We start from the raw sequence: 18,642 nt of genomic DNA on the forward strand, positions 1-18,642 counted from the left end.
CCTTATGGCAACAAATGGGCGCGGAAATTGATTTTTTGGCCACAGACAATCAAAAGCCCATTAAAGATTTTCCGGATGCCTGCGTCTGACCACACCCTGCCCAGGTGCGGGAAATTGCCATTTTCTACCGCTTTCTTCGTTGCCATGGCTGCCGTATCCGCCTATACGTGCGCGATCCATCCCGGTCGGCATCGGGATCTTTATTCCTAGAGAGCGTTGAAATGAAACAGAACATTCACCCCGACTACCACGAGGTCAACATCATCATGACCGACGGTACCGAATACAAAACGTATTCATGCATGGGCGCCCCAGGCGACACGCTGCGTCTTGATATCGACCCGAAGTCTCATCCGGCATGGACAGGCGTCCAGCGCATGATCGACAGTGGAGGTCAGGTGGCCAAGTTCAACAAGCGTTTCGCTGGCATCGGCAAGCGCAGCTCCTGAGAAAAGGATCACTGTGAAAGGATGCGTTCTTTTCACAGATGACCTTGCGAAACCCTGCACCGTAGCCCGGTCGCAGGGTTTTTTCTTTTTTGCTGCTCCATGAATTGCATTTCGCTCCGTCCGGATCGACGTTTTTCGCTTGACCCGGTCGCAAGCGGCGGCCATTACCGTACCAAGAGCGCGCCGGCAGGCACGCAGGGACGGACCAGCGAGGCTCCTCCCCCTCAAACCGATCCCGGTGCCTGCGTGAGCGCCAAGAGACCACGCAGCAACAGGATCGATGATGAGCACGCTTCCTCTTATGCCCAAAGCGACAGCCGTATGGCTGATCGAAAAGACTGCCCTGACCTTCACTCAGGTCGCTGAATTCTGTGGCATGCATCCGCTTGAAGTGCAGGCTATCGCTGATGGTGAAGTGGCGCAGGGAATCGTGGGATATGATCCGGTCGCCAATCGTCAGGTCACGGCGGAGGAAATCAGTCGCTGTGAAGCCGACACGAATGCCAGACTGAAAATTCTTTCGACCATCAACCCGGTGAAACGCCGCGCCAAAGGCGCCCGTTACACGCCGGTCGCCCGTCGCAACGACCGGCCGGATGGCATCGCTTTTCTTCTACGTAATTTCCCACAGGTTCAGGATCAGCAGGTTGCCAAGCTGCTCGGCACAACCAAGGACACCATCGCCAAGGTTCGCGACCGTCAACACTGGAACAGCCAGAACATCAAGCCACGTGACCCGGTGACCCTGGGCCTGTGCAGCCAGATGGACCTGAATGCTGCTGTTGCCGCCGCCAACGAGCGCCTGACACGTGAAGGGCACGAAGTGCCGCAACCCATGCCGATCGAAAGCGCTGACGGAGAATAATCACAGGCTGCGCCTGTTTCTACAGGCGCAGCCTGATAACAGTCGTCACATCAGGATACGGCCCTGATACGGTCCATTTCCTCCTTGACAGTGAGCTTCTGCAGTTTAAGGCGCATCAGGACATGCTGATCCGGCATTGGCCGGTGCCCTTCATCGTGGATTTTTTCATCAAGAACGGAGTGGCGGCGGCTTAGGCTTTCCAGGCGGGACTGCTTGCTCATTGTTTCACTCTCCGATTGGATAGTTGCAACATGCGAATGCTAGCGCCGTCCGTCACCAATCTGACATGAAAAATTGCTCATGTTTTACGGATTATTTTTGCTCCGATGGGTGTTCTTCATTTCGGAACGGGTTCTGCCTCTGGTGTCAGACAATACGTTGGCTTAACGTGACAAAAATCAGGACTGATTGTCTCACGGATGTGTAAAACAGATGTTCGTGGAGAATATCACGGAACGGAATTGCCGGAGGTGCGATGCTGAGTGACCGGGAAAGTATGCTTCGCAGGCTTCATGAGTTGCGAAGCGAACACCGTGATCTGGATACGGTCATTGACCGTCTGGTCCATGAACCGATGGATCATCTTCAGCTTCAGAGGCTGAAGAAACGCAAGCTTCTCCTTAAGGATGAGATTGCATGGATCGAGAGTCACCTTATTCCGGATAATATCGCTTGAACAGAATGGTCTGACCGGCTTCTGAGATTTGAGAGATCATGGATAATATTGAAAACCAGCCCGAAGCGGCAGCGGATGAGTCTTTACAACAGAACTCTGAAGCACCCCGCGTCGGAATTATCATGGGCAGCCAGTCAGACTGGGAAACCATGCGGCATGCCACGCTGACACTGGAAGCTCTGGAAGTGCCATATGAGGTGAAGATCGTCTCGGCCCACCGGACACCGGACCGGCTGGCGGACTATGCCCGCACGGCAGCGGATCGCGGCCTTTCAGTCATCATCGCCGGCGCTGGCGGCGCGGCCCATCTTCCGGGCATGTGCGCGGCATGGACACGCCTGCCGGTGCTGGGTGTGCCAGTCGAATCAAAGGCCCTGAAAGGTATGGACAGCCTGCTGTCCATTGTTCAGATGCCCGGCGGCATACCGGTCGGCACACTGGCCATCGGCAAGGCTGGCGCCATCAATGCGGCCCTGCTCGCCTCCTCCATTCTCGCCATTTCCGATGCGGAACTTGCCGCCCGGCTCGATACATGGCGCGCACTTCAGACTGCCTCGGTACGTGATGAACCCGAAAAATAATACGACTGCACTGCCCCCGAACTCTGTCATCGGTATTGTAGGCGGCGGCCAGCTTGGACGGATGTCCGCCATGGCGGCCGCCCGTCTTGGCTTCCGCTCCCACATTCTCGCCCAGCACGAAGATGAGCCGGGATTGCAGGTTTCTCACGACGCCACCATCGGCTCGTTCGACGACCCGGATGTCCTGAAACGCTTTGCGTCGGCTGTCGATGTCGTGACATTCGAGTTTGAGAATGTGTCCGCGAATGGACTCGATCTGCTGTCAGTTCTCAAGCCCGTCCGTCCCTCCGGCGCCATTCTCCGGATCAGTCAGGACCGCGAACAGGAAAAGACATTCCTTGGCTCCATTGGCATCCCGGTAGCGCCGTGGTCCGTGGTTACCGACGCAGAGAGCCTTGCTGTCGCAGCTGAGACGCTTGGTTATCCCTTTATTCTGAAAACCACCCGGATGGGCTATGACGGCAAGGGACAGTTCCGCGTCCATGGCGTCGAAAAGCTCGATGCGGCTCTGGCGTCGCTCTCGCCAAAGCCGTTGGTGGCGGAAGGAATGATCGATTTCGCGATGGAAATCAGCGTCATGGTGGTGCGCGGTGTCGATGGAACCACACGTAGTTTCACCGCGACTGAGAACCGCCATGTCTCGGGTATTCTCGACCTCAGTCTGGCCCCTGCCCGTATCAGCGAAGAACTGGCTTTACAGGCAGGCGGGATCGCCTCTCGTATTGCGGAAGGTCTCGACCTCGTCGGAATCATGGGCGTCGAGATGTTCGTTGGCCGAAATGGCGAGCTGCTTGTCAACGAAATAGCGCCCCGCCCACACAATTCCGGCCACTGGACGATGGATGCCTGTCCTTACGACCAGTTTGAAATGCATGTGCGTGCTGTGACAGGGCTTCCGCTGCCGGAACCTGTGCGCCACTCGGACGCAGTCATGAAGAACCTGGTGGGACCGGAAGATATGGCCCTGTGGCCCGAGATCATCGCTGCACAGGGGCTGATCCCGCATCTTTACGGCAAACGCGAAGCCAGGCCCGGTCGCAAGATGGGCCACGTCAACGTGCTGTTTCCGCGTGGTTCGCTGCCGGGAGAGTTTGGCGTGCAGGCGGCGCTCGGACCGCTGGCCAGTCCGGACGCGTAATTTCCCTGTCGCGGGCAACCATCACCTTTTCAGAAAAGGGTTGCCCGCATACTCTCAGCCAACAAAAATCAGGCCATTATCAGGCTATGACGTTCCGTTCCTGAACGGATATGCGCCAGTTTAATGCCCCGCATTCAGGTAGACCGGCAGCACATCAGCAGGCCTGCCATCCATCACGATCTTCCCCTGCTCCATCCAGAGCACGCGTGTGCACCATTTCTCGACAATGGCTGGCATATGGCTGGAAATAACCAGAATCTCCGCCCCTTCGACCAGTCCTGCAATCCGCCCTTCCGCACGCTGGATGAACGTAGCGTCTCCGGCCATGAACCACTCATCCATGATCAGGATTTCCGGCATGATCGCTGTCGCAAGACCAAAGGCCAGACGCAGACTCATGCCTGAGCTATAGGTTTTCAGAGGAAGATCCATGAAAGCGCCCAGATCTGCGAAACTCTCGACATCCTGCTCGACCTCCCGGATGGCCATGTCCGACAATCCGAAGAACAGCCCACGCAGGCGGATATTCTCCCGGCCTGACAGTTCAGGGTCCATGCCAAGGGATGTATCCAGCAGCGTCCCTACCCGTCCCCGCACAACCACGCGGCCTTCGACAGGCTCGTAAATTCCGCTGAGCGCCCGCAGGAGTGTCGTCTTGCCCGCTCCGTTTCGCCCGATCAGACCAAGACGTTCACCGGGATTCAGGGAAAAGCTGATGTCCGTGAGCGCCTGCACCATGATCCGGTTACGCGCGTCACGGGCAAACCGGCTCGATGGGGCTTTGCCTGTCAGCGCGCTTTTCATGGTCTTCTTCAGACTGCGCGCATCACCGTGATAGAGTGGAAAGGATATGGACAGGCTCGTGACATCGATTCCAGCCATATCGTCTACACCCAGTAAGCCAGACGGCCGCGCAGGCGGGCGAACAGCAGAAAAGAGACACACCAGAGAACAACACTGTAGGCCAGGGCCATGAACCAGATGGATGGTCTCAAGACCACTCCCATAAAGGGGCCTCGCAGGATCTCGATCAGCGGATAACAGGGGTCAAGCAACATATATTGCCGCCCCAGATAAATGAGATCGGGTTTCCAGAGGATCGGCGTCACAAAGAACAGGATCTGCATCACATTGGCGGCAATCGGCGGCATGTCGCGAAAACGCGCGCCCAGCACACCGAGCATCAGGGTAATGGCGTAGAGATCCGTAATCCACAGGAAGACACCGGCTGGCAGGGACCAGTTGAAGGTCGGCGTGATCCGGAAGATGGCGAACAGCACGACAATCACGCCGACACTATGCAGAAAGGTCAGGAAATTCCTGACCATCACCCGCATGATATGAACGGTGAATGGCATACGGATCGAATGGATCAGGCTGGATGTGCTTGTGAAAGCACAGCACCCGTCTGTGACAACACCACTCAGATAGGACCACAGCACGAGAGAAAAGCACAGGAACGGCAGATAAGCCCTGAGATCCGTGTGCAGCAGTGTGGCGTACAGCATACCCATCGCCGCAACCAGAATGGTCGTGGAAATGGTGACCCAGAACGGCCCGAGCAATGAACCGCGATAACGCATTTTTATATCAAGCCAACCCAGCATCCAGCCGAGGCGGAGCAGCCGGAGACTGCCCGACAGGTCGTCCAGAGCGTGAACGACACGGGCCATTCCACGTTCCGGTCGCAGATCCATGACCGGCATGTCTCCATGCGCGGCAAGTTCTGCCGCAACATGGGGCTCGTCCGTGATGGGTTTTGCGGGCCTCGTCGGTTCTGACGTCACGAGGTCTTCTCCCCCGGTGTCCGGCCGTTCTGTGCTGTCCATGCCTGCGCGATAGACAACCCTGCACGGAAGCGCAAGGTCAGGAGCCTCGCGCTTCCTTTTCAGCCCGTTGCGCAAGCGTGAAGACGCCGGCACTGGCAAGCGCGCCAAACCTGCCGATTGCTTCGAGACTGAACCACCCTGCTTCAAGGGCGTCATCAGCGGCTACGGGCTCCGGTGCGGAAAGAGGAGACGTTAAGTCACACCGCACCGCCACAATGACGTAATGAAACAGCAGAGCCCCGTCCTCGTCCCGGTGGATCGAATCAAAGGCCGTCAGCGCACATATCCCCCGGGTATCGAGGCCGGTTTCCTCCGTGAGTTCGCGGCTGGCTGCCGTCAGAAGATCCTCTCCCGGTTCGATGCGTCCACCGGGGAATCCCCACAGGCCGGCGTCCGGAGGATTGGCGCGTCGCACCAGTAGAAACCGTCCATCGGCCGGGTTACGGCAGACGGCAATCACCGCCCCTCGTGGTTCAGGCACTCGTGGTTCAGGCAGAGGGTTTGATGTCATCAAGACGATCCAGTTCACGCAGTCCGGGGAAAAGGCGCATCCACACGCCCGTCACAATCAGCGTGCCGACACCGCCAATCACCACGGCGGGGACTGCCCCCACGCAGGCCGCCAGCATGCCGCTCTCAAACTCTCCAAGCTGGTTGGAGGAACCGATGAACAGCATGTTCACGGCTGAGACGCGCCCGCGCATTTCATCGGGCGTGCCAAGCTGGATCAGCGCACCCCTGACCATCACGCTGATCACATCAGCGGCCCCCAGAACCATCAGGGCCAGAATGGAGAGCGGGATCGAGCGCGATACACCGAACACGATCGTCGCCACTCCAAATACAGCGACTGACAGGAACATGATTTTTCCTGCATTTCTGCGGATAGGCCAACGAGTCATGATGACTGCCATCAGAACAGCACCCATGGCGGGACCAGCCCTGAGCAGACCAAGCGCGACAGGTCCTGCATGCAGAATATCCTCGGCATAGACTGGCAGAAGCGCCGTTGCGCCACCAAGCAGCACGGCGAACAGATCGAGCGAGATCGCTCCCAGCATGGGCCGTTGCCTGCGCAGGAAAGCGATGCCTCCCATCACGGATTCCAGCGTAATGGGCTGACGACGGCGTTCGGGGAAGCGCATTCTGATTGACGCTGTCGCCAGAGCGGATGACGCAAAACCGATGCAGCACAACGCATAGCAGGTGTCGGCGCCGAAGCCGTACAGCACGCCACCCAGTGAAGGGCCGGCGATGCAGGCCACCTGAAACAGGGATGACGACAAGGCCGCCGCTCGTGGAAACAGGGAGGTTGGAACGATGGCGGGCAGGAATGTCTGCTGCGCGGGCATTTCAAAAGCGCGACAGGCTCCGAAGAGGGCTACCAGCGCATAGAGCGCCCACGGACCGATCAGATGCTGCCAGGAGGCAATCGCCATGCCGAACGCCGCAGAGGCTTCGATCATCTGACAGGTGATCACGATACGATGACGGCTGAACTGGTCCGCCACATGCCCGGCAGGCAGAGTCAGCAACAGCATGGGAAGAAACTGCGCCAGACCGACAAAACCCAGAGAAGCGGCGCTATGCGTCAGGGAATAGATCTGCCAGCCAACGGCAACCGCTTGCACCTGAGAGGAGAAGGCGGAAAGATTGCGTCCGACCAGACAACTGATCAGGCCCGGTTGCCGTAACAGAGTGATATCGGGAGACGAGGGGGCGGAGGAATCAGACGCTGACATGCGTCAGTTCCTAGCAGGTGATGATCGGGCTGACACCACCCACCCCTTCACGTTGCCAAGACAGGTGACGGGAGGCAATACAATCGTTACGCCGCCTTAAGCCTGTATCGAGCCTGCGGCGAAGAGACTGAGATCAATGGAGACGCGGCGTGACAGCGACGACTTATGCAACTGTGACCTGGGATCAGCTTCACCGCGATGCCCGTACTTTGGCGGAAACCCTCATGCCGAAGGGTCCGTTCAAGGGAATTGTCGCTATTACCAGAGGCGGTCTGATCCCAGCCGCTATCCTCGCCCGTGAGCTCGACTGCCGTCTGATCGAGTCAATTTCCGTTGTGACCTATGATGAAGAGTCAAAAGGCACTCCAAAAATAATCAAGGATCCGCAGGCTGCCGGAGACGGCGAAGGCTTTCTTGTCGTGGATGATCTTGTCGATTCCGGCATCACGGCCCGCGTCGTACGCGAGCGTCTGCCAAAAGCGTTCTTCGCCTGCCTCTACGCCAAGCCGACGGGAAAGCCGCTGACTGATCTTTTCGTCATGGAAGTGCCGCAGGACACATGGGTGCTCTTTCCATGGGATACGGCTCCCCTGTTCATCGCTCCCCTCGCCAAAAAAGCGACGAACGGGAACTGAGCTCTCATGTCTTTACTCCTGCCCGCCACGGAAACTGCTGACCCGGCTTTTCTGGATTACGACACATGGCCTGTCGCCACGCAGTTGACGGCGCTCTGGCAATCCCAGCTTGCAGCGGCGGCTGTCGTCGCATCAGCTCTGCCGGCTTTGACAGAAGCGGTTGAAAGCGCCCTTCCCCGGCTCATGGCCGGTGGTCGTCTGATTTATGCCGGAGCGGGCAGTTCCGGGCGTCTGGCCGCGCAGGATGGGGCGGAACTCGAACCAACCTACAACTGGCCGCCAGAGCGGATGTGCCTGCTGATAGCGGGGGGACGGGAAGCTCTCCTGAATGCCGTTGAGAACGCAGAAGACAATGCCGAGGCCGGGCGTGCCGAGGTGGAGGCGCTTGCCCTGACAGAGAATGATGTCGTGGTCGGGATAGCAGCAAGCGGGAGGACGCCTTACACTGTCGCCTGCGTCAAAGCGGCCCGAAATGCCGGCGCACTGACCTTAGGCATCGCGAACGTGCCTGAGACGCCTCTCCTGCTTGCTGCGGAGCATGCTGTTTTTGTTGGAACGGGTGCTGAGCCAATTGCAGGTTCCACACGGATGAAAGCGGGCACGGCCCAGAAGATTGTCCTCAACCTGTTCTCCACTTCCCTCATGACCGGGTTGGGACGCGTCTATAAGGCCCGGATGGTGGATATGCGCAGCCGAAACGCAAAATTGCGTGAGCGCGCTGTTCGAATGGTCGTCAATCTCACGGAATGTAGCGAGGAAAACGCGCGAATCGCTCTTGAACAGACGGAAGGTCATGTAAAACCAGCCGTTCTGATAGCGCTTGGAGCCGAGAAAAAGGCCGCTCACGCTGAGCTTTTACGGTCTGATGATAATTTACGCATGGCCCTGAGCCGATTGGGGCTTGCCAGAACCTCTCTCTGCACATAGGTTCCGCCGCAGGTTCGGGGCGTGGCGCAGCCTGGTAGCGCGCCTGTTTTGGGTACAGGAGGCCCCCGGTTCGAGTCCGGGCGCCCCGACCACTTTTCGACACGGTCTCGTTGAAAGCAACGGAGTGGCGAGTAATGACTGCAAGAATTTACAAGCAACCCAAAAGTGCCGGTCAGTCAGGGCTTTATGGTTCTCGTGACTGGATTTTCGAATACGGTCAGTCTGCTCCGCATCGTCCAAGCCCTCTTATGGGATGGACAGGAAGCAGTGACGCAAAAGCGCAGATTCATCTGAAATTTGACAGTCTCGAACAAGCCGAGGCTTATGCGCGTCGTCATGCTATCCCCTATCAGGTTGAAAAGACTGTCGAGCGCATTCGCACGCCCAAGGTCTACGCGGATAATTTCGCGATAAACCGTATCCAGAACTGGACGCACTAAAGTCCCTCAGCGGCCTCTTGTTTTTTCTGCTGGAACAATGGATAAAACGCCAGCCGGACGTTCAAGGCGGTTTTGCGCGCCCTTAGCTCAGTTGGATAGAGCAACAGCCTTCTAAGCTGTGGGTCAATGGTTCGAATCCATTAGGGCGCGCCATTTTTCCTTATAGATCAATGACTTAAATGGATTTATACCCTATTCCTTTTAGGGATATATCCACTTTTGACGCCTTGCATAATCCTCGCACAAGATTTCCACAACGAAGGAAATCAAGGGTTTGGGCATGTCTGAAAACCTGAAAAAGCACAGCACTAACACATTGGGCCAAGCTGCAGCCGTTCGGTCATTCAGTTTTTTTATGCCCAACGGCACACAAAACTGGTCCATGCGGTTTTCGCTTCCCGGCCATGGACAGATCAGACAAAGAAAAAGCAACGGCCCTTGCACACCGAAAATACTGTGAAGCGGTGCACCGTGCGGAAGCAGATCAATCAGTCAGAAATAAAGCTACAGAAAAACCAATCAGTGATTGGCTGAAATTACCGCGTTCAGGTGAACCACATCAAAAAATATCAACGCGCTTGTTTGTGATGAACCGATATTTTGGTGGCTTTATAGGTAACCAACCTATCACTGACAAGACGATGGCCGCCTATCCGCTCCAACTGGTCGCAGCGTAAAACCGTAACGCCGCATCTGTCTGCCTCCCTGAAATGCAGGGAAAACAGACACCACACGCAGATAGAAAGTACAACCTCTACGCGCCACACTAACAGCTTAAATGACGACACACTGTAGGCCAAATCAAAGAAAAACCCAAGCCGCATTAGCGACGTTTTGAACAAGGCAGCATCACAGAATGAAGATATTGGCCTCCACTCACTACTGAGATAGAATATCAAAAAAGACATCTATTTCATAGGGGTTTCTGTGACGTGTAAATTAGACATTCTAATGTCAGTCTACAATTGTGACCGATACATTTTGGAAACACTGATCAGTATCCAGAATCAGACCTTCACCGATTATAGACTTCTCATCGTTGATGATGGATCAGTCGACAGAACAGGCGAGATCATCAGGCAAGTCGCCGAGACAGATAATCGTATTCAATATTATCGGCAGGATAATGCCGGAATTGTTGCCGCTCTCAATCATGGTCTCCAGTATTGCTCTGCTCCATTTATCGCCCGGCACGACGGGGATGATATTTCCTACCCTGAGCGATTTGAAAGAGAATTAGCCTATCTACAGAAAAATCCAGATTGTGTGGCAGTTAGTTCTTATGTCGATTTAATTGATGAACAAGGCAAACGCATAGAACGAGCACTGTATACATACCCTACTGAGGATGCCGATGCATTCAGTATCCCTGCGAGAGAACCATATATCCCGCAACCCATGCTAATGATGAGAGCTAAAACGTTCATTGAAGCAGGTGGCTATAGATATCTTCCCTGCTGCGAAGATACAGACCTCTATTGGCGACTGAAGCACCTTGGCCATCTAGGAGTTATTCCTACACCTTTGGGAAGCTACAGAATTCACCCCAACTCAACTACGTCTGGATCACATAAAAAGCTTCAATCGATAGCTATTTGGTCGCAATTGAGCGCTATATCTGAACAAAGACGTCAAGCTGGTCATGATGATATCAGATTTTCTTGCGAGTTCATGTCCATCTTGGAGAGAGAAGATACTTTCAACGAATCCTTACATCATGCGGAACGGATTTTATCACCTAGTGAAAAAAGGTGGTTTTTATCATCTGCAGCTGCAAAAATAATGGAAATGTATAAAGCACGTTTTTTCCTGCCTAATATTGAAGAAATATCAATTATTAAGCAGGCTTTTGACGCTGATCCTAATATAAAAGAACATATAATAGCCACAGCAGTTATCCTCAACAGTCGTGGACACATTGAGGAATCTAAAAAATTTATAAAGCACACAACAAACTATATTACCTATATAAAATACAAAACAAGAGTTCTAAAAAATAATATCACCTCATCCACAACAATTAAATTAAATATAGAAAAATAAAAAATATTTTTATTATACTTTAAAATAACAATCCTGAATGCGCTGCTGCGAGATGGAGGAATTGAAGAACCGTTGATTGATGCCTCTGGCTCGCGATTTCAGGCTTTTGGCGATTTGATTGACGATTCTTGGGGGCTTTCGATCTGTGTTCTGAGCAGAACCGGGGACTATCATTCGCTGGATTACTACGCGCTCGCGTTCATCTTCTCGAGGAAGAGGAAGTGGCGCATATTGTAGACGATATTGGCCAGCCAGATCCTCATGGTGGCCCGGGTGAGACCTACGGTCCGGATGAACAGTCCCGTCTGCGGTTTCTGATCGGCAAAGACATGCTCGACACGGGATCGGATGACGGACTTCCCGGCATTGGACCGCTGGATATGCCGGGGCATGGGCTTGGGATGCGGCTTTTTCCTGTAAACCTTCGAGACGAAGCCCCTCTTTTCCATGAAAGCCTCATTGGCTTTTGAGCGATACGCCGTATCCGCCCAGACATCGGACGCTGTATTGCTTCGATCGAACAGGCCCTCTCTCAATCGCGCACCATCAGTGGCTGCGGCGTCTGTCGTCTTCCATTTCCGGATCAGCCTGAACTTCCGGTCGATGGAAATATGTGATTTGTAACCAAAAAACGGAATGGCGAGGTCCGTGGGCGGGAGCGTCCCGTCCTCTTGCCGTTTTGCCTTCGTGAACTTGAGCGCCCGTCGCGCATGGCGGTCCTTGTGCGACAGTTTTGCTTGAACATCAGCACTGGATCAAACGGTGGCCGTCCGCCTCTGCTCCCGTCTGAATACACCAGTGCCCTGTCCAGATCAGGGCGGAAGGCTTCAGGTTGATCACCATGCCCGCTCAGGCGAGCAAACCGCTCCTCAACATCAAAGAACCCGGGCTGTTTCATGGCGCCATCCCTCCAATCAGAACCGGAAAAATGGAATCACAGCCAACACATCAATACCAAGAGGTTTTTCGAACCCTCCACTCTCTGAAATTACTCAAATCATTTTCGGTGAGACAGTGAGCATTTTGAATAATAGACTGTGTGACTGTTGTTTCGGCAATCTGCCGGGCAGTGCTCTATGCGTTGCTGTCACCCATATGACTGAACAGGCAATTACTGACGCTTTTGGTCGCGGATAAAGCCGCCCTCCTGATTCAGAAAAAATTTCGAAAGTTAAAATTCTGAACAAGACTGTATTCCATACAACAGGCAGTCTGCCAAAATAAGAATTCAATTACAAATAACACAGTAATTCAACGCCTGTTTTTCAATATTACCCAGAAAAATTCAACGTTATCATATGCTGTCGGTCATCCACGATGACCAGACCAGACAACGTGAGCCTTTCTTCACCCTCATCCCGGAAACGTAATGTCAACAGACCATCTGACAGTCGATCCGTTCGGGCGACGGAAACCTGAAGCGTCGACGGACCACGCTTCACGGCTGTTACAGTGACCGCTCCCTGCATATGAATCGGTCGCGCCAGCAGCAGCCCAAGCGGTGTATGAGAAAGCCCCATACGTGTCACAGCACCAGTCTGCGGATTATCAAGGACCAGATGGCCATCACCCGCCGTAAGCGTCATACCTCTCGGATTGCTGTAATCCAGTCTTAGCTGCCCTGGCTGATAATTCAGCATTCCTTCACCCTGGCTGCCATCTGGCCAGGTTTGTACAAACCTGCTTTGCAGAGTTGTCAGGCCGTTCAGATAGTCTTCCACGCGAGTGACATCCTGCTGGTCCTGTACCGTCAGAGGAACGGTTCCTGTCTGAGAACAGGCAGCCAGCGCCAATCCGGATAACAGGGCGCTCCTCCGGGAAAGCAGCCGCATCATACAGCAATCTCTGCCGGTGTGTTCAGAGTCAGGGCCAGCGCATGCAGGCCATCGGTAAATTCGGCGTCGAGATATTTATGAACAAGCCGTGACCGGGCAACACGCGAAAGTCCGGAGAAGGCGTCACTCACCAGCGTAAGACGAAAATGTGTCTCCGACGCACCCTCCTGTGGTCCACGTGGGCGTGCGATGTGATGTGCATGCCGATCGCTCTCGTCGATAATCTCCATACGGACCGGGTGCAGCTTCTCCTGCAGAAGCGCCGTTACGCGCTGGGCCCGCGGGCCTGTTGCAATACCTGCCATCGCTCTTAATCTCCACCTTCTGCATGCCACTATCCGTCAACAACCCTCTTGCATCCGGACCATCGTGGCACACATAACAGGCTGCATGAGCAGACGAAACACACGTCATCGGGCATTTGATCCCGATCCGGATGCCCCGAGGCAATGTTGCGACGCCCCCGGCTGCGAGCAGGAGGCGGGCTACCGCGCGCCTCGGTCCCGCGACAGCCTGAATGAATATTTCTGGTTCTGCCTTGAGCACGTTCGCGAGTACAACGCCCGGTGGGATTATTACAAAGGCATGAGTTCAGCCCAGATCGAGGCGCATCTGCGGGCTGATATGTCATGGGACCGCCCCTCCTGGAAAATCGGGCATATCGGCCAGAAGGGTTTTAACGAGGAGGACGTCCTCGATCCGCTCGACATTCTCAACGCGTCGCGCGCCGATCGCGCCCGTCGCCACCGCCAGTCCCGCGAACCGAAAACGCCAGAACCGCTGCGTGAACCGCTTGCGACGATGGGGCTGCGTTGGCCCGTCTCTCTCGACGAGGTCAAAACACGCTACAAGACCCTTGCCAAGAAGCACCATCCGGACACCAATCATGGCGATCCCCATGCCGAAGAGCGCCTGAAAGTCATCAATGTGGCCTATTCAACCCTTCGCACGCATTTCACCTCCAACATTGAGAGTGACCTCGAAAAATCTGCCTGATCGTGGCAGGGTCACTCTGAACATTAACGAACGGATGCATCATGACCGCTGAGTCTGCTGACCTGATACCAACATCTGCGATCTCGGTTCCCGACCTTGAGGTCTCGGCACGTGAGGTTTTCGGAATTGACAGCGATCTCAAGGTTCCCGCCTTCTCGATCCGCACCGAGCATGTGCCTGAAATCGACACCAGCTACCGGTTCGATCACGACACCACTCTCGCGATTCTGGCGGGATTCGCGTTCAACCGCCGTGTCATGGTGCAGGGCTTCCACGGCACCGGTAAATCCTCCCACATCGAGCAGATTGCCGCCCGCCTGAACTGGCCATGCGTCCGTATCAACCTCGACAGTCACGTCTCGCGTATCGACCTGATCGGCAAGGACGCCATTGTCCTGAAAGACGGTCAGCAGGTGACCGAGTTCCGTGAAGGACTGCTGCCGTGGTGTCTCCAGCACCCCTGCGCTCTCGTGTTCGACGAATACGACGCAGGCCGCCCGGACGTGATGTTCGTCATTCAGCGCGTGCTCGAAGTGGACGGAAACCTGACCCTGCTCGACCAGAACCGCGTCATTCGCCCCAACCCGTTCTTCCGTCTGTTCGCCACCGCCAACACCGTGGGACTTGGCGACACGACCGGCCTGTATCACGGTACGCAGCAGATCAATCAGGGACAGATGGACCGCTGGAACATCGTCACCTCCCTGAACTACCTGCCGCACGAACAGGAAGTGGCGATCGTCACCTCCAAGCTGGGTGTTGCGTCCGACGACAAGAAGATGCGCCAGACCATCGACAACATGGTCGCCCTCGCCGGCCTGACACGGTCCGGCTTCATGGCGGGCGATATCTCGACCGTCATGTCTCCCCGTACGGTCATCGCCTGGGCAGACAACCTTCGTATTTTCGGTGATCTGGCCTTTGCTTTCCGGGTGACGTTCCTGAACAAGTGCGATGAAGCCGAGCGCAGCATGGTGGCTGAATACTATCAGCGCTGCTTCAACGCTGATCCCCTGGTCAAGCGCAAGAACTGACGACAGGAAAAAGACTGGACATGGCCGAACGTCCCCGTTCTTCCCCGCCCCTTCCCACAGTGAATGATGCGGCTGACAAGGCCGAGGCGTTCCGGCGTGCGACGGTCGGGGCTATTCGCGCCATGGGCGGACGGCCTGACACCAATGTCACCTTCCACTCCGGGAACATGCCGCCCGGCCCTCTGGATCAGGAAGGGCCGATCCGCCTTCCCCAGCCTTCACGCCATGCCACGGAGGATGAAGCCACCCGTATTCGTGGAGCGGCTGATTCTGAAGCCCTGAAAATCAGGCATCACGACGCGGATTTTCATCGGTCTCATCAACCGGATGACGGTGCGGCCCGTGCTGCTTACGACGCACTCGAAATGGCGCGTATTGAAGCCGTCGGTTCACGCCACATGCTCGGCGTAGCCGCCAATCTGGACCAGAAGCTGGAGCAGGAATGCCGCGACCTCGGCGTGTCGCACATGTCCAGCAAGGAGCAGCTTCCCACAGCCTTCGCTCTTGGGCTGCTTGCCCGTGCCAGGATCAGCGGACGGCCTGTGCCGGAGATTGTCCGCCCTCTGCTCGATGACTGGAGCCGCACGCTCTCGCCTGACGCCCTGAAAGCGCTTGAAGCGCTCAGCGCCGCCCAGAACGATCAGGCCGCCTATTCACGCGCCTCGCAGAAGCTGATGGCGGCATGTTCCCTTGTTGAACTCGACAGCGAGATGCCCGAAAGCGACGATAACGGAGAAGAAGACGCCACCGGTGAGGATGAAGAGGGTGCGGAGGAGCCGCCAGCCGCGCCGGAAGAGCAGCCTTCGACCGACGAGATGGAAGAGGAACAGGCTGGCGCCGAACCTCAACTGATGGATGGCAGCGGAGAAACTGGCGACCCGGATGAGTCCACTGAAATGGAGTCGGGCGATACGGACGGCACCGGCGATCCTTCCGGTCCCAATGAGGGGCGGCCTGCCACCCCAGGTGACACCGCATCCGGTTATCACGCCTACACCATCCAGTTTGACGAGGAAATTGCCGCAGAGGATCTGTGTGACGAAGACGAACTGACACGCCTGCGCCAGCAGCTCGACGTCCAGCTGGCGGCGCTGACCGGCGTGATTTCACGACTGGCAAACCGCCTGCAACGCAAGCTTCTCGCCCAGCAGACCCGTTCATGGAACTTCGATCTGGAAGAAGGCATCCTTGATGCCGGACGTCTCTCACGGATTGTCGTCAACCCTACCCTTTCCCTGTCTTACAAACAGGAAAGCGAGACGGAGTTTCGTGATACTGCCGTCACGCTTCTGATCGACAACTCCGGCTCCATGCGCGGACGACCGATTTCCGTGGCGGCGATGTGTGGCGATATCCTCGCCCGCACGCTTGAGCGCTGTGGTGTCAAGGTGGAAATTCTCGGCTTCACGACACGCGCCTGGAAAGGCGGCCAGAGTCGTGAGAAGTGGACGACTGACGGAAAGCCGAAAAATCCCGGACGTCTGAACGATCTGCGGCACATCATCTACAAGTCTGCCGATACCCCCCTGCGGCGGGCCCGCCGCAATCTCGGGCTGATGCTGCGTGAAGGTCTGCTCAAGGAAAATATCGATGGGGAGGCGCTTCTCTGGGCCTCGCGACGCCTGCGCGGCCGCCCGGAGCAGCGCCGCATCCTGATGGTGATCTCCGACGGGGCGCCCGTGGATGACAGCACCCTGTCGGCCAACCCGAGTTCCTATCTGGAAGACCATCTGCGCGAGGTCATCAAGGCGATCGAAAGTCGCAGCGAGATTGAGCTGGTCGCCATTGGCATCGGGCATGACGTGACGCGCTATTACCGGCGGGCCGTCACGATCACGGACGCCGAAGAACTCGGCGGCACGATGATGAAAAAGCTGTCCGAACTGTTCGATGAAGGCGCACGTCGCTCAGGCGGGCAATCCTGAGCGACGCTTTGCGGCAAAACAGAGAACCGCATCCACCATCCGGTCGACATCCGCCACCATCGTCCTGTGGTTGACGATGGCGGCCCGGATCACCAGACGCCCGTTGATACGTGTCGTCGAGGGAGCCGCCAGCCCTGACTCCTGAACGTCCTTCACGACCTCACCGTTCAGATGATCGAGTTGTTCGTCCGTCAGTGCTGGATCACGAAGTCTGAAGCAGACGATATCCAGCGTTACAGGCGCCATGAGGTCGAGTGTCGGTTCAGCGGCGACGCGGTCAGCGAGATGACGCGCAACGGCACAACAATTGTCCACCATCTGGCCAAGACGCTGCGTTCCGTAGACCGACAACGTTGCCCAGACTTTCAGCGCCCTGAACCCCCGGGACAGATCAGGACCAAGGTCGCAGAACCATGGCGCGCCCGCGGCAAGACCTCGATCTTCCCGCGAGAGATAGGACAGGGTCTGCGCAAACGCCGCGGCATGTTTGGTGGAATCCCTCACGATCACACATCCCGCGTCATAGGGAACCTGCGCCCATTTGTGGAAGTCGAAGGCAAGACTGTCGGCTTTTTCAAGACCAGACAAAGCCTCTTTAAAACGTGGAGAGAGAGCCGCCATCGCGCCGAAAGCACCGTCCACGTGGAACCAGACGCCTTCCTCAGCGGCAATACCGGCGATGGCCTCAAGCGGGTCAATCGCACCGACATCGACGGTCCCGGCCGTACCGACCACAAGGAAGGGTTCGAGGCCCGCTTGCCTGTCAGCGGCGATCATTTCCTTCAGAGCCGTTGTATCCATACGGAAGCTGTCATCCAGAGGCACCAGACGCAGCGCATCTGATCCGAGCCCGGCAAGATCAAACGCCCTGCTGACACACCCGTGCGCGCTCCGGGCGGCATATCCTACCAGCGATCGGTCCCTCATCCCATTTTCTCGTAGGGACAGACCATTTTCCGCAGCGCGACTGGCGACGATCACGGCGATAAAGTTGGCAATTGAAGAGCCTGTGACAAACAGGCCCGATGCCGTTTCCGGAAAGCCCATCAGGGTCGCGGCCCAGCGGATCACCATGCGTTCGACTTCCACCGGCGCGTGGTCCCTACCACCCAGATTGGCGTTGAGACCTGCGGCCAGCAATTCCGCCAGCATACCGACAGGAGTGCCGCCTCCATGCACCCACCCCATGAAGCCCGGATGGCGGTTGCCTACGCTGTAAGGGAGAACTGTCTCCCGGAACACCTCACCGAAGGCGTCTGCGTCCATTCCCTGATCTGGAACCGGAGCGTTACGAAATCCTGCACGCATGTCATCAGGCAAGGGCTGCCACACAGGCTGCTCCCTGAGGTTTTGCAGATTATCGAACATCATATCGAGCAGACGATGCCCAGTGGCTCTGAGCCTGTCCCAGTCCGCTCCCTGAGGATCAAGAGAAGAGAACAGGTCGGTATCATCCACCATGAGAACGCTTTCGCAAGAAACAGGCCGGCAGGAAACTCAGGCCATCACCGTGCTTTCATACAGAAC

Annotated in this window: 22 protein-coding genes, 2 tRNA genes and 1 pseudogene; 15 read left to right on the forward strand and 10 right to left on the reverse strand. The window is 56.3% G+C overall.

What is annotated here, in order from left to right:
- Positions 1-2: 2 nt before the first annotated feature.
- The gene (locus tag A0U92_RS17740) at positions 3-146 is read right to left on the reverse strand and encodes a hypothetical protein (RefSeq protein ID WP_187668728.1); all 144 of its coding nucleotides are present in this window, start codon (positions 144-146) and stop codon (positions 3-5) included.
- A 75-nt stretch (positions 147-221) separates the two neighbouring features.
- Between A0U92_RS17740 and rpmE the strand changes: the two genes are divergently transcribed.
- Together rpmE and A0U92_RS08450 are read left to right on the forward strand one after the other, a co-directional pair.
- Complete coding sequence (gene rpmE / locus A0U92_RS08445) at positions 222-449, forward strand: 50S ribosomal protein L31 (RefSeq protein ID WP_077812839.1); 228 nt, start codon at positions 222-224, stop codon at positions 447-449.
- A gap of 283 nt (positions 450-732) precedes the next feature.
- Positions 733-1,314 carry a DUF1013 domain-containing protein gene (locus A0U92_RS08450; protein ID WP_077812840.1) on the forward strand — a complete coding sequence of 194 codons (582 nt, stop codon included), beginning with the start codon at positions 733-735 and terminating at the stop codon, positions 1,312-1,314.
- 50 nt (positions 1,315-1,364) lie between these two features.
- Here the strand turns inward: A0U92_RS08450 and A0U92_RS08455 are convergent, their stop codons facing one another.
- Positions 1,365-1,535, reverse strand: a complete 171-nt coding sequence (locus A0U92_RS08455; protein ID WP_077812841.1) for a YdcH family protein — start codon at positions 1,533-1,535, stop codon at positions 1,365-1,367.
- 254 nt (positions 1,536-1,789) lie between these two features.
- On the opposite strand from A0U92_RS08455, the gene A0U92_RS08460 reads away from it, so the two are divergent.
- Genes A0U92_RS08460 through A0U92_RS08470 form a run of 3 tightly spaced genes read left to right on the forward strand, consistent with a single transcriptional unit; the run spans position 1,790 to position 3,709 of the window.
- Positions 1,790-1,990, forward strand: a complete 201-nt coding sequence (locus A0U92_RS08460; protein ID WP_077812842.1) for a YdcH family protein — start codon at positions 1,790-1,792, stop codon at positions 1,988-1,990.
- Between the two features lie 38 nt (positions 1,991-2,028).
- Positions 2,029-2,571 (forward strand): 5-(carboxyamino)imidazole ribonucleotide mutase, encoded by a 543-nt coding sequence (gene purE, locus A0U92_RS08465; RefSeq protein ID WP_077812843.1) that lies wholly within the window; start codon positions 2,029-2,031, stop codon positions 2,569-2,571.
- The gene (locus A0U92_RS08470; protein ID WP_077812844.1) at positions 2,555-3,709 is read left to right on the forward strand and encodes a 5-(carboxyamino)imidazole ribonucleotide synthase; all 1,155 of its coding nucleotides are present in this window, start codon (positions 2,555-2,557) and stop codon (positions 3,707-3,709) included. Before purE ends, A0U92_RS08470 begins: the two co-directional genes overlap by 17 nt.
- A 120-nt stretch (positions 3,710-3,829) precedes the next feature.
- Here the strand turns inward: A0U92_RS08470 and A0U92_RS08475 are convergent, their stop codons facing one another.
- The 4 genes from A0U92_RS08475 to A0U92_RS08490 form a co-directional block, all read right to left on the reverse strand.
- Entirely contained in the window at positions 3,830-4,591 is a 762-nt protein-coding gene (locus A0U92_RS08475; RefSeq protein ID WP_077812845.1) for an ABC transporter ATP-binding protein, read from the reverse strand.
- Positions 4,592-4,596: 5 nt separating this feature from the next.
- Positions 4,597-5,496 (reverse strand): ABC transporter permease, encoded by a 900-nt coding sequence (locus tag A0U92_RS08480; protein WP_236748049.1) that lies wholly within the window; start codon positions 5,494-5,496, stop codon positions 4,597-4,599.
- A 79-nt stretch (positions 5,497-5,575) separates the two neighbouring features.
- A complete protein-coding gene (locus A0U92_RS08485; protein WP_077812847.1) occupies positions 5,576-6,049 on the reverse strand; it encodes an NUDIX hydrolase in 474 nt (157 codons plus the stop codon).
- Positions 6,027-7,280, reverse strand: coding sequence for an MFS transporter (locus A0U92_RS08490; protein ID WP_077812848.1), 1,254 nt, complete (start codon positions 7,278-7,280; stop codon positions 6,027-6,029). The genes A0U92_RS08485 and A0U92_RS08490 overlap by 23 nt, the downstream gene beginning before the upstream one ends.
- 149 nt (positions 7,281-7,429) lie before the next feature.
- Here A0U92_RS08490 and gpt point away from each other — a divergent pair, with 149 nt between their 5' ends.
- The 7 genes from gpt to A0U92_RS08520 all read left to right on the forward strand — a co-directional run bounded on the left by gpt (position 7,430) and on the right by A0U92_RS08520 (position 11,325).
- A complete protein-coding gene (gpt, locus tag A0U92_RS08495) occupies positions 7,430-7,915 on the forward strand; it encodes a xanthine phosphoribosyltransferase (protein ID WP_077812849.1) in 486 nt (161 codons plus the stop codon).
- Between the two features lie 6 nt (positions 7,916-7,921).
- Positions 7,922-8,842, forward strand: a complete 921-nt coding sequence (locus A0U92_RS08500) for an N-acetylmuramic acid 6-phosphate etherase (RefSeq protein WP_077812850.1) — start codon at positions 7,922-7,924, stop codon at positions 8,840-8,842.
- Positions 8,843-8,857: 15 nt separating this feature from the next.
- Positions 8,858-8,934, forward strand: a tRNA-Pro gene (locus A0U92_RS08505).
- Between the two features lie 42 nt (positions 8,935-8,976).
- On the forward strand, positions 8,977-9,282 hold the full coding sequence (locus tag A0U92_RS08510; RefSeq protein WP_077812851.1) for an ETC complex I subunit: 306 nt from the start codon (positions 8,977-8,979) through the stop codon (positions 9,280-9,282).
- A 76-nt stretch (positions 9,283-9,358) separates the two neighbouring features.
- Positions 9,359-9,435 (forward strand) — tRNA-Arg (locus tag A0U92_RS08515).
- A gap of 251 nt (positions 9,436-9,686) precedes the next feature.
- The gene (locus tag A0U92_RS17305) at positions 9,687-9,959 is read left to right on the forward strand and encodes a hypothetical protein (RefSeq protein ID WP_149026430.1); all 273 of its coding nucleotides are present in this window, start codon (positions 9,687-9,689) and stop codon (positions 9,957-9,959) included.
- A 274-nt stretch (positions 9,960-10,233) separates the two neighbouring features.
- Positions 10,234-11,325, forward strand: coding sequence for a glycosyltransferase family 2 protein (locus tag A0U92_RS08520; RefSeq protein ID WP_149026431.1), 1,092 nt, complete (start codon positions 10,234-10,236; stop codon positions 11,323-11,325).
- A gap of 185 nt (positions 11,326-11,510) precedes the next feature.
- Here the strand turns inward: A0U92_RS08520 and A0U92_RS08525 are convergent.
- The 3 genes and pseudogenes from A0U92_RS08525 to A0U92_RS08535 all read right to left on the reverse strand — a co-directional run bounded on the left by A0U92_RS08525 (position 11,511) and on the right by A0U92_RS08535 (position 13,465).
- Positions 11,511-12,223, reverse strand: a pseudogene (locus A0U92_RS08525) (transposase).
- A 373-nt stretch (positions 12,224-12,596) separates the two neighbouring features.
- Positions 12,597-13,160, reverse strand: a complete 564-nt coding sequence (locus A0U92_RS08530) for a LolA family protein (RefSeq protein ID WP_077812853.1) — start codon at positions 13,158-13,160, stop codon at positions 12,597-12,599.
- Positions 13,157-13,465, reverse strand: a complete 309-nt coding sequence (locus A0U92_RS08535; protein ID WP_077812854.1) for a BolA family protein — start codon at positions 13,463-13,465, stop codon at positions 13,157-13,159. The genes A0U92_RS08530 and A0U92_RS08535 overlap by 4 nt, the downstream gene beginning before the upstream one ends.
- Before the next feature lie 85 nt (positions 13,466-13,550).
- Between A0U92_RS08535 and A0U92_RS08540 the strand changes: the two genes are divergently transcribed.
- From A0U92_RS08540 to A0U92_RS08550, 3 genes are read left to right on the forward strand one after another with little or no spacing between them, the layout of a single operon-like run.
- Entirely contained in the window at positions 13,551-14,156 is a 606-nt protein-coding gene (locus A0U92_RS08540) for a J domain-containing protein (protein ID WP_077812855.1), read from the forward strand.
- Positions 14,157-14,197: 41 nt separating this feature from the next.
- Positions 14,198-15,190: a cobaltochelatase subunit CobS gene (gene cobS / locus A0U92_RS08545; RefSeq protein ID WP_077812856.1), complete on the forward strand. Its 993-nt coding sequence runs from the start codon at positions 14,198-14,200 to the stop codon at positions 15,188-15,190.
- Positions 15,191-15,210: 20 nt separating this feature from the next.
- On the forward strand, positions 15,211-17,115 hold the full coding sequence (locus tag A0U92_RS08550) for a cobaltochelatase CobT-related protein (RefSeq protein WP_077812857.1): 1,905 nt from the start codon (positions 15,211-15,213) through the stop codon (positions 17,113-17,115).
- Here the strand turns inward: A0U92_RS08550 and A0U92_RS08555 are convergent.
- Entirely contained in the window at positions 17,098-18,576 is a 1,479-nt protein-coding gene (locus A0U92_RS08555; protein ID WP_077812858.1) for a pyridoxal phosphate-dependent decarboxylase family protein, read from the reverse strand. The genes A0U92_RS08550 and A0U92_RS08555 overlap by 18 nt on opposite strands.
- Positions 18,577-18,642 lie beyond the last annotated feature (66 nt).

This window comes from Acetobacter aceti (genome assembly GCF_002005445.1).
Taxonomy (GTDB): domain Bacteria; phylum Pseudomonadota; class Alphaproteobacteria; order Acetobacterales; family Acetobacteraceae; genus Acetobacter; species Acetobacter aceti_B.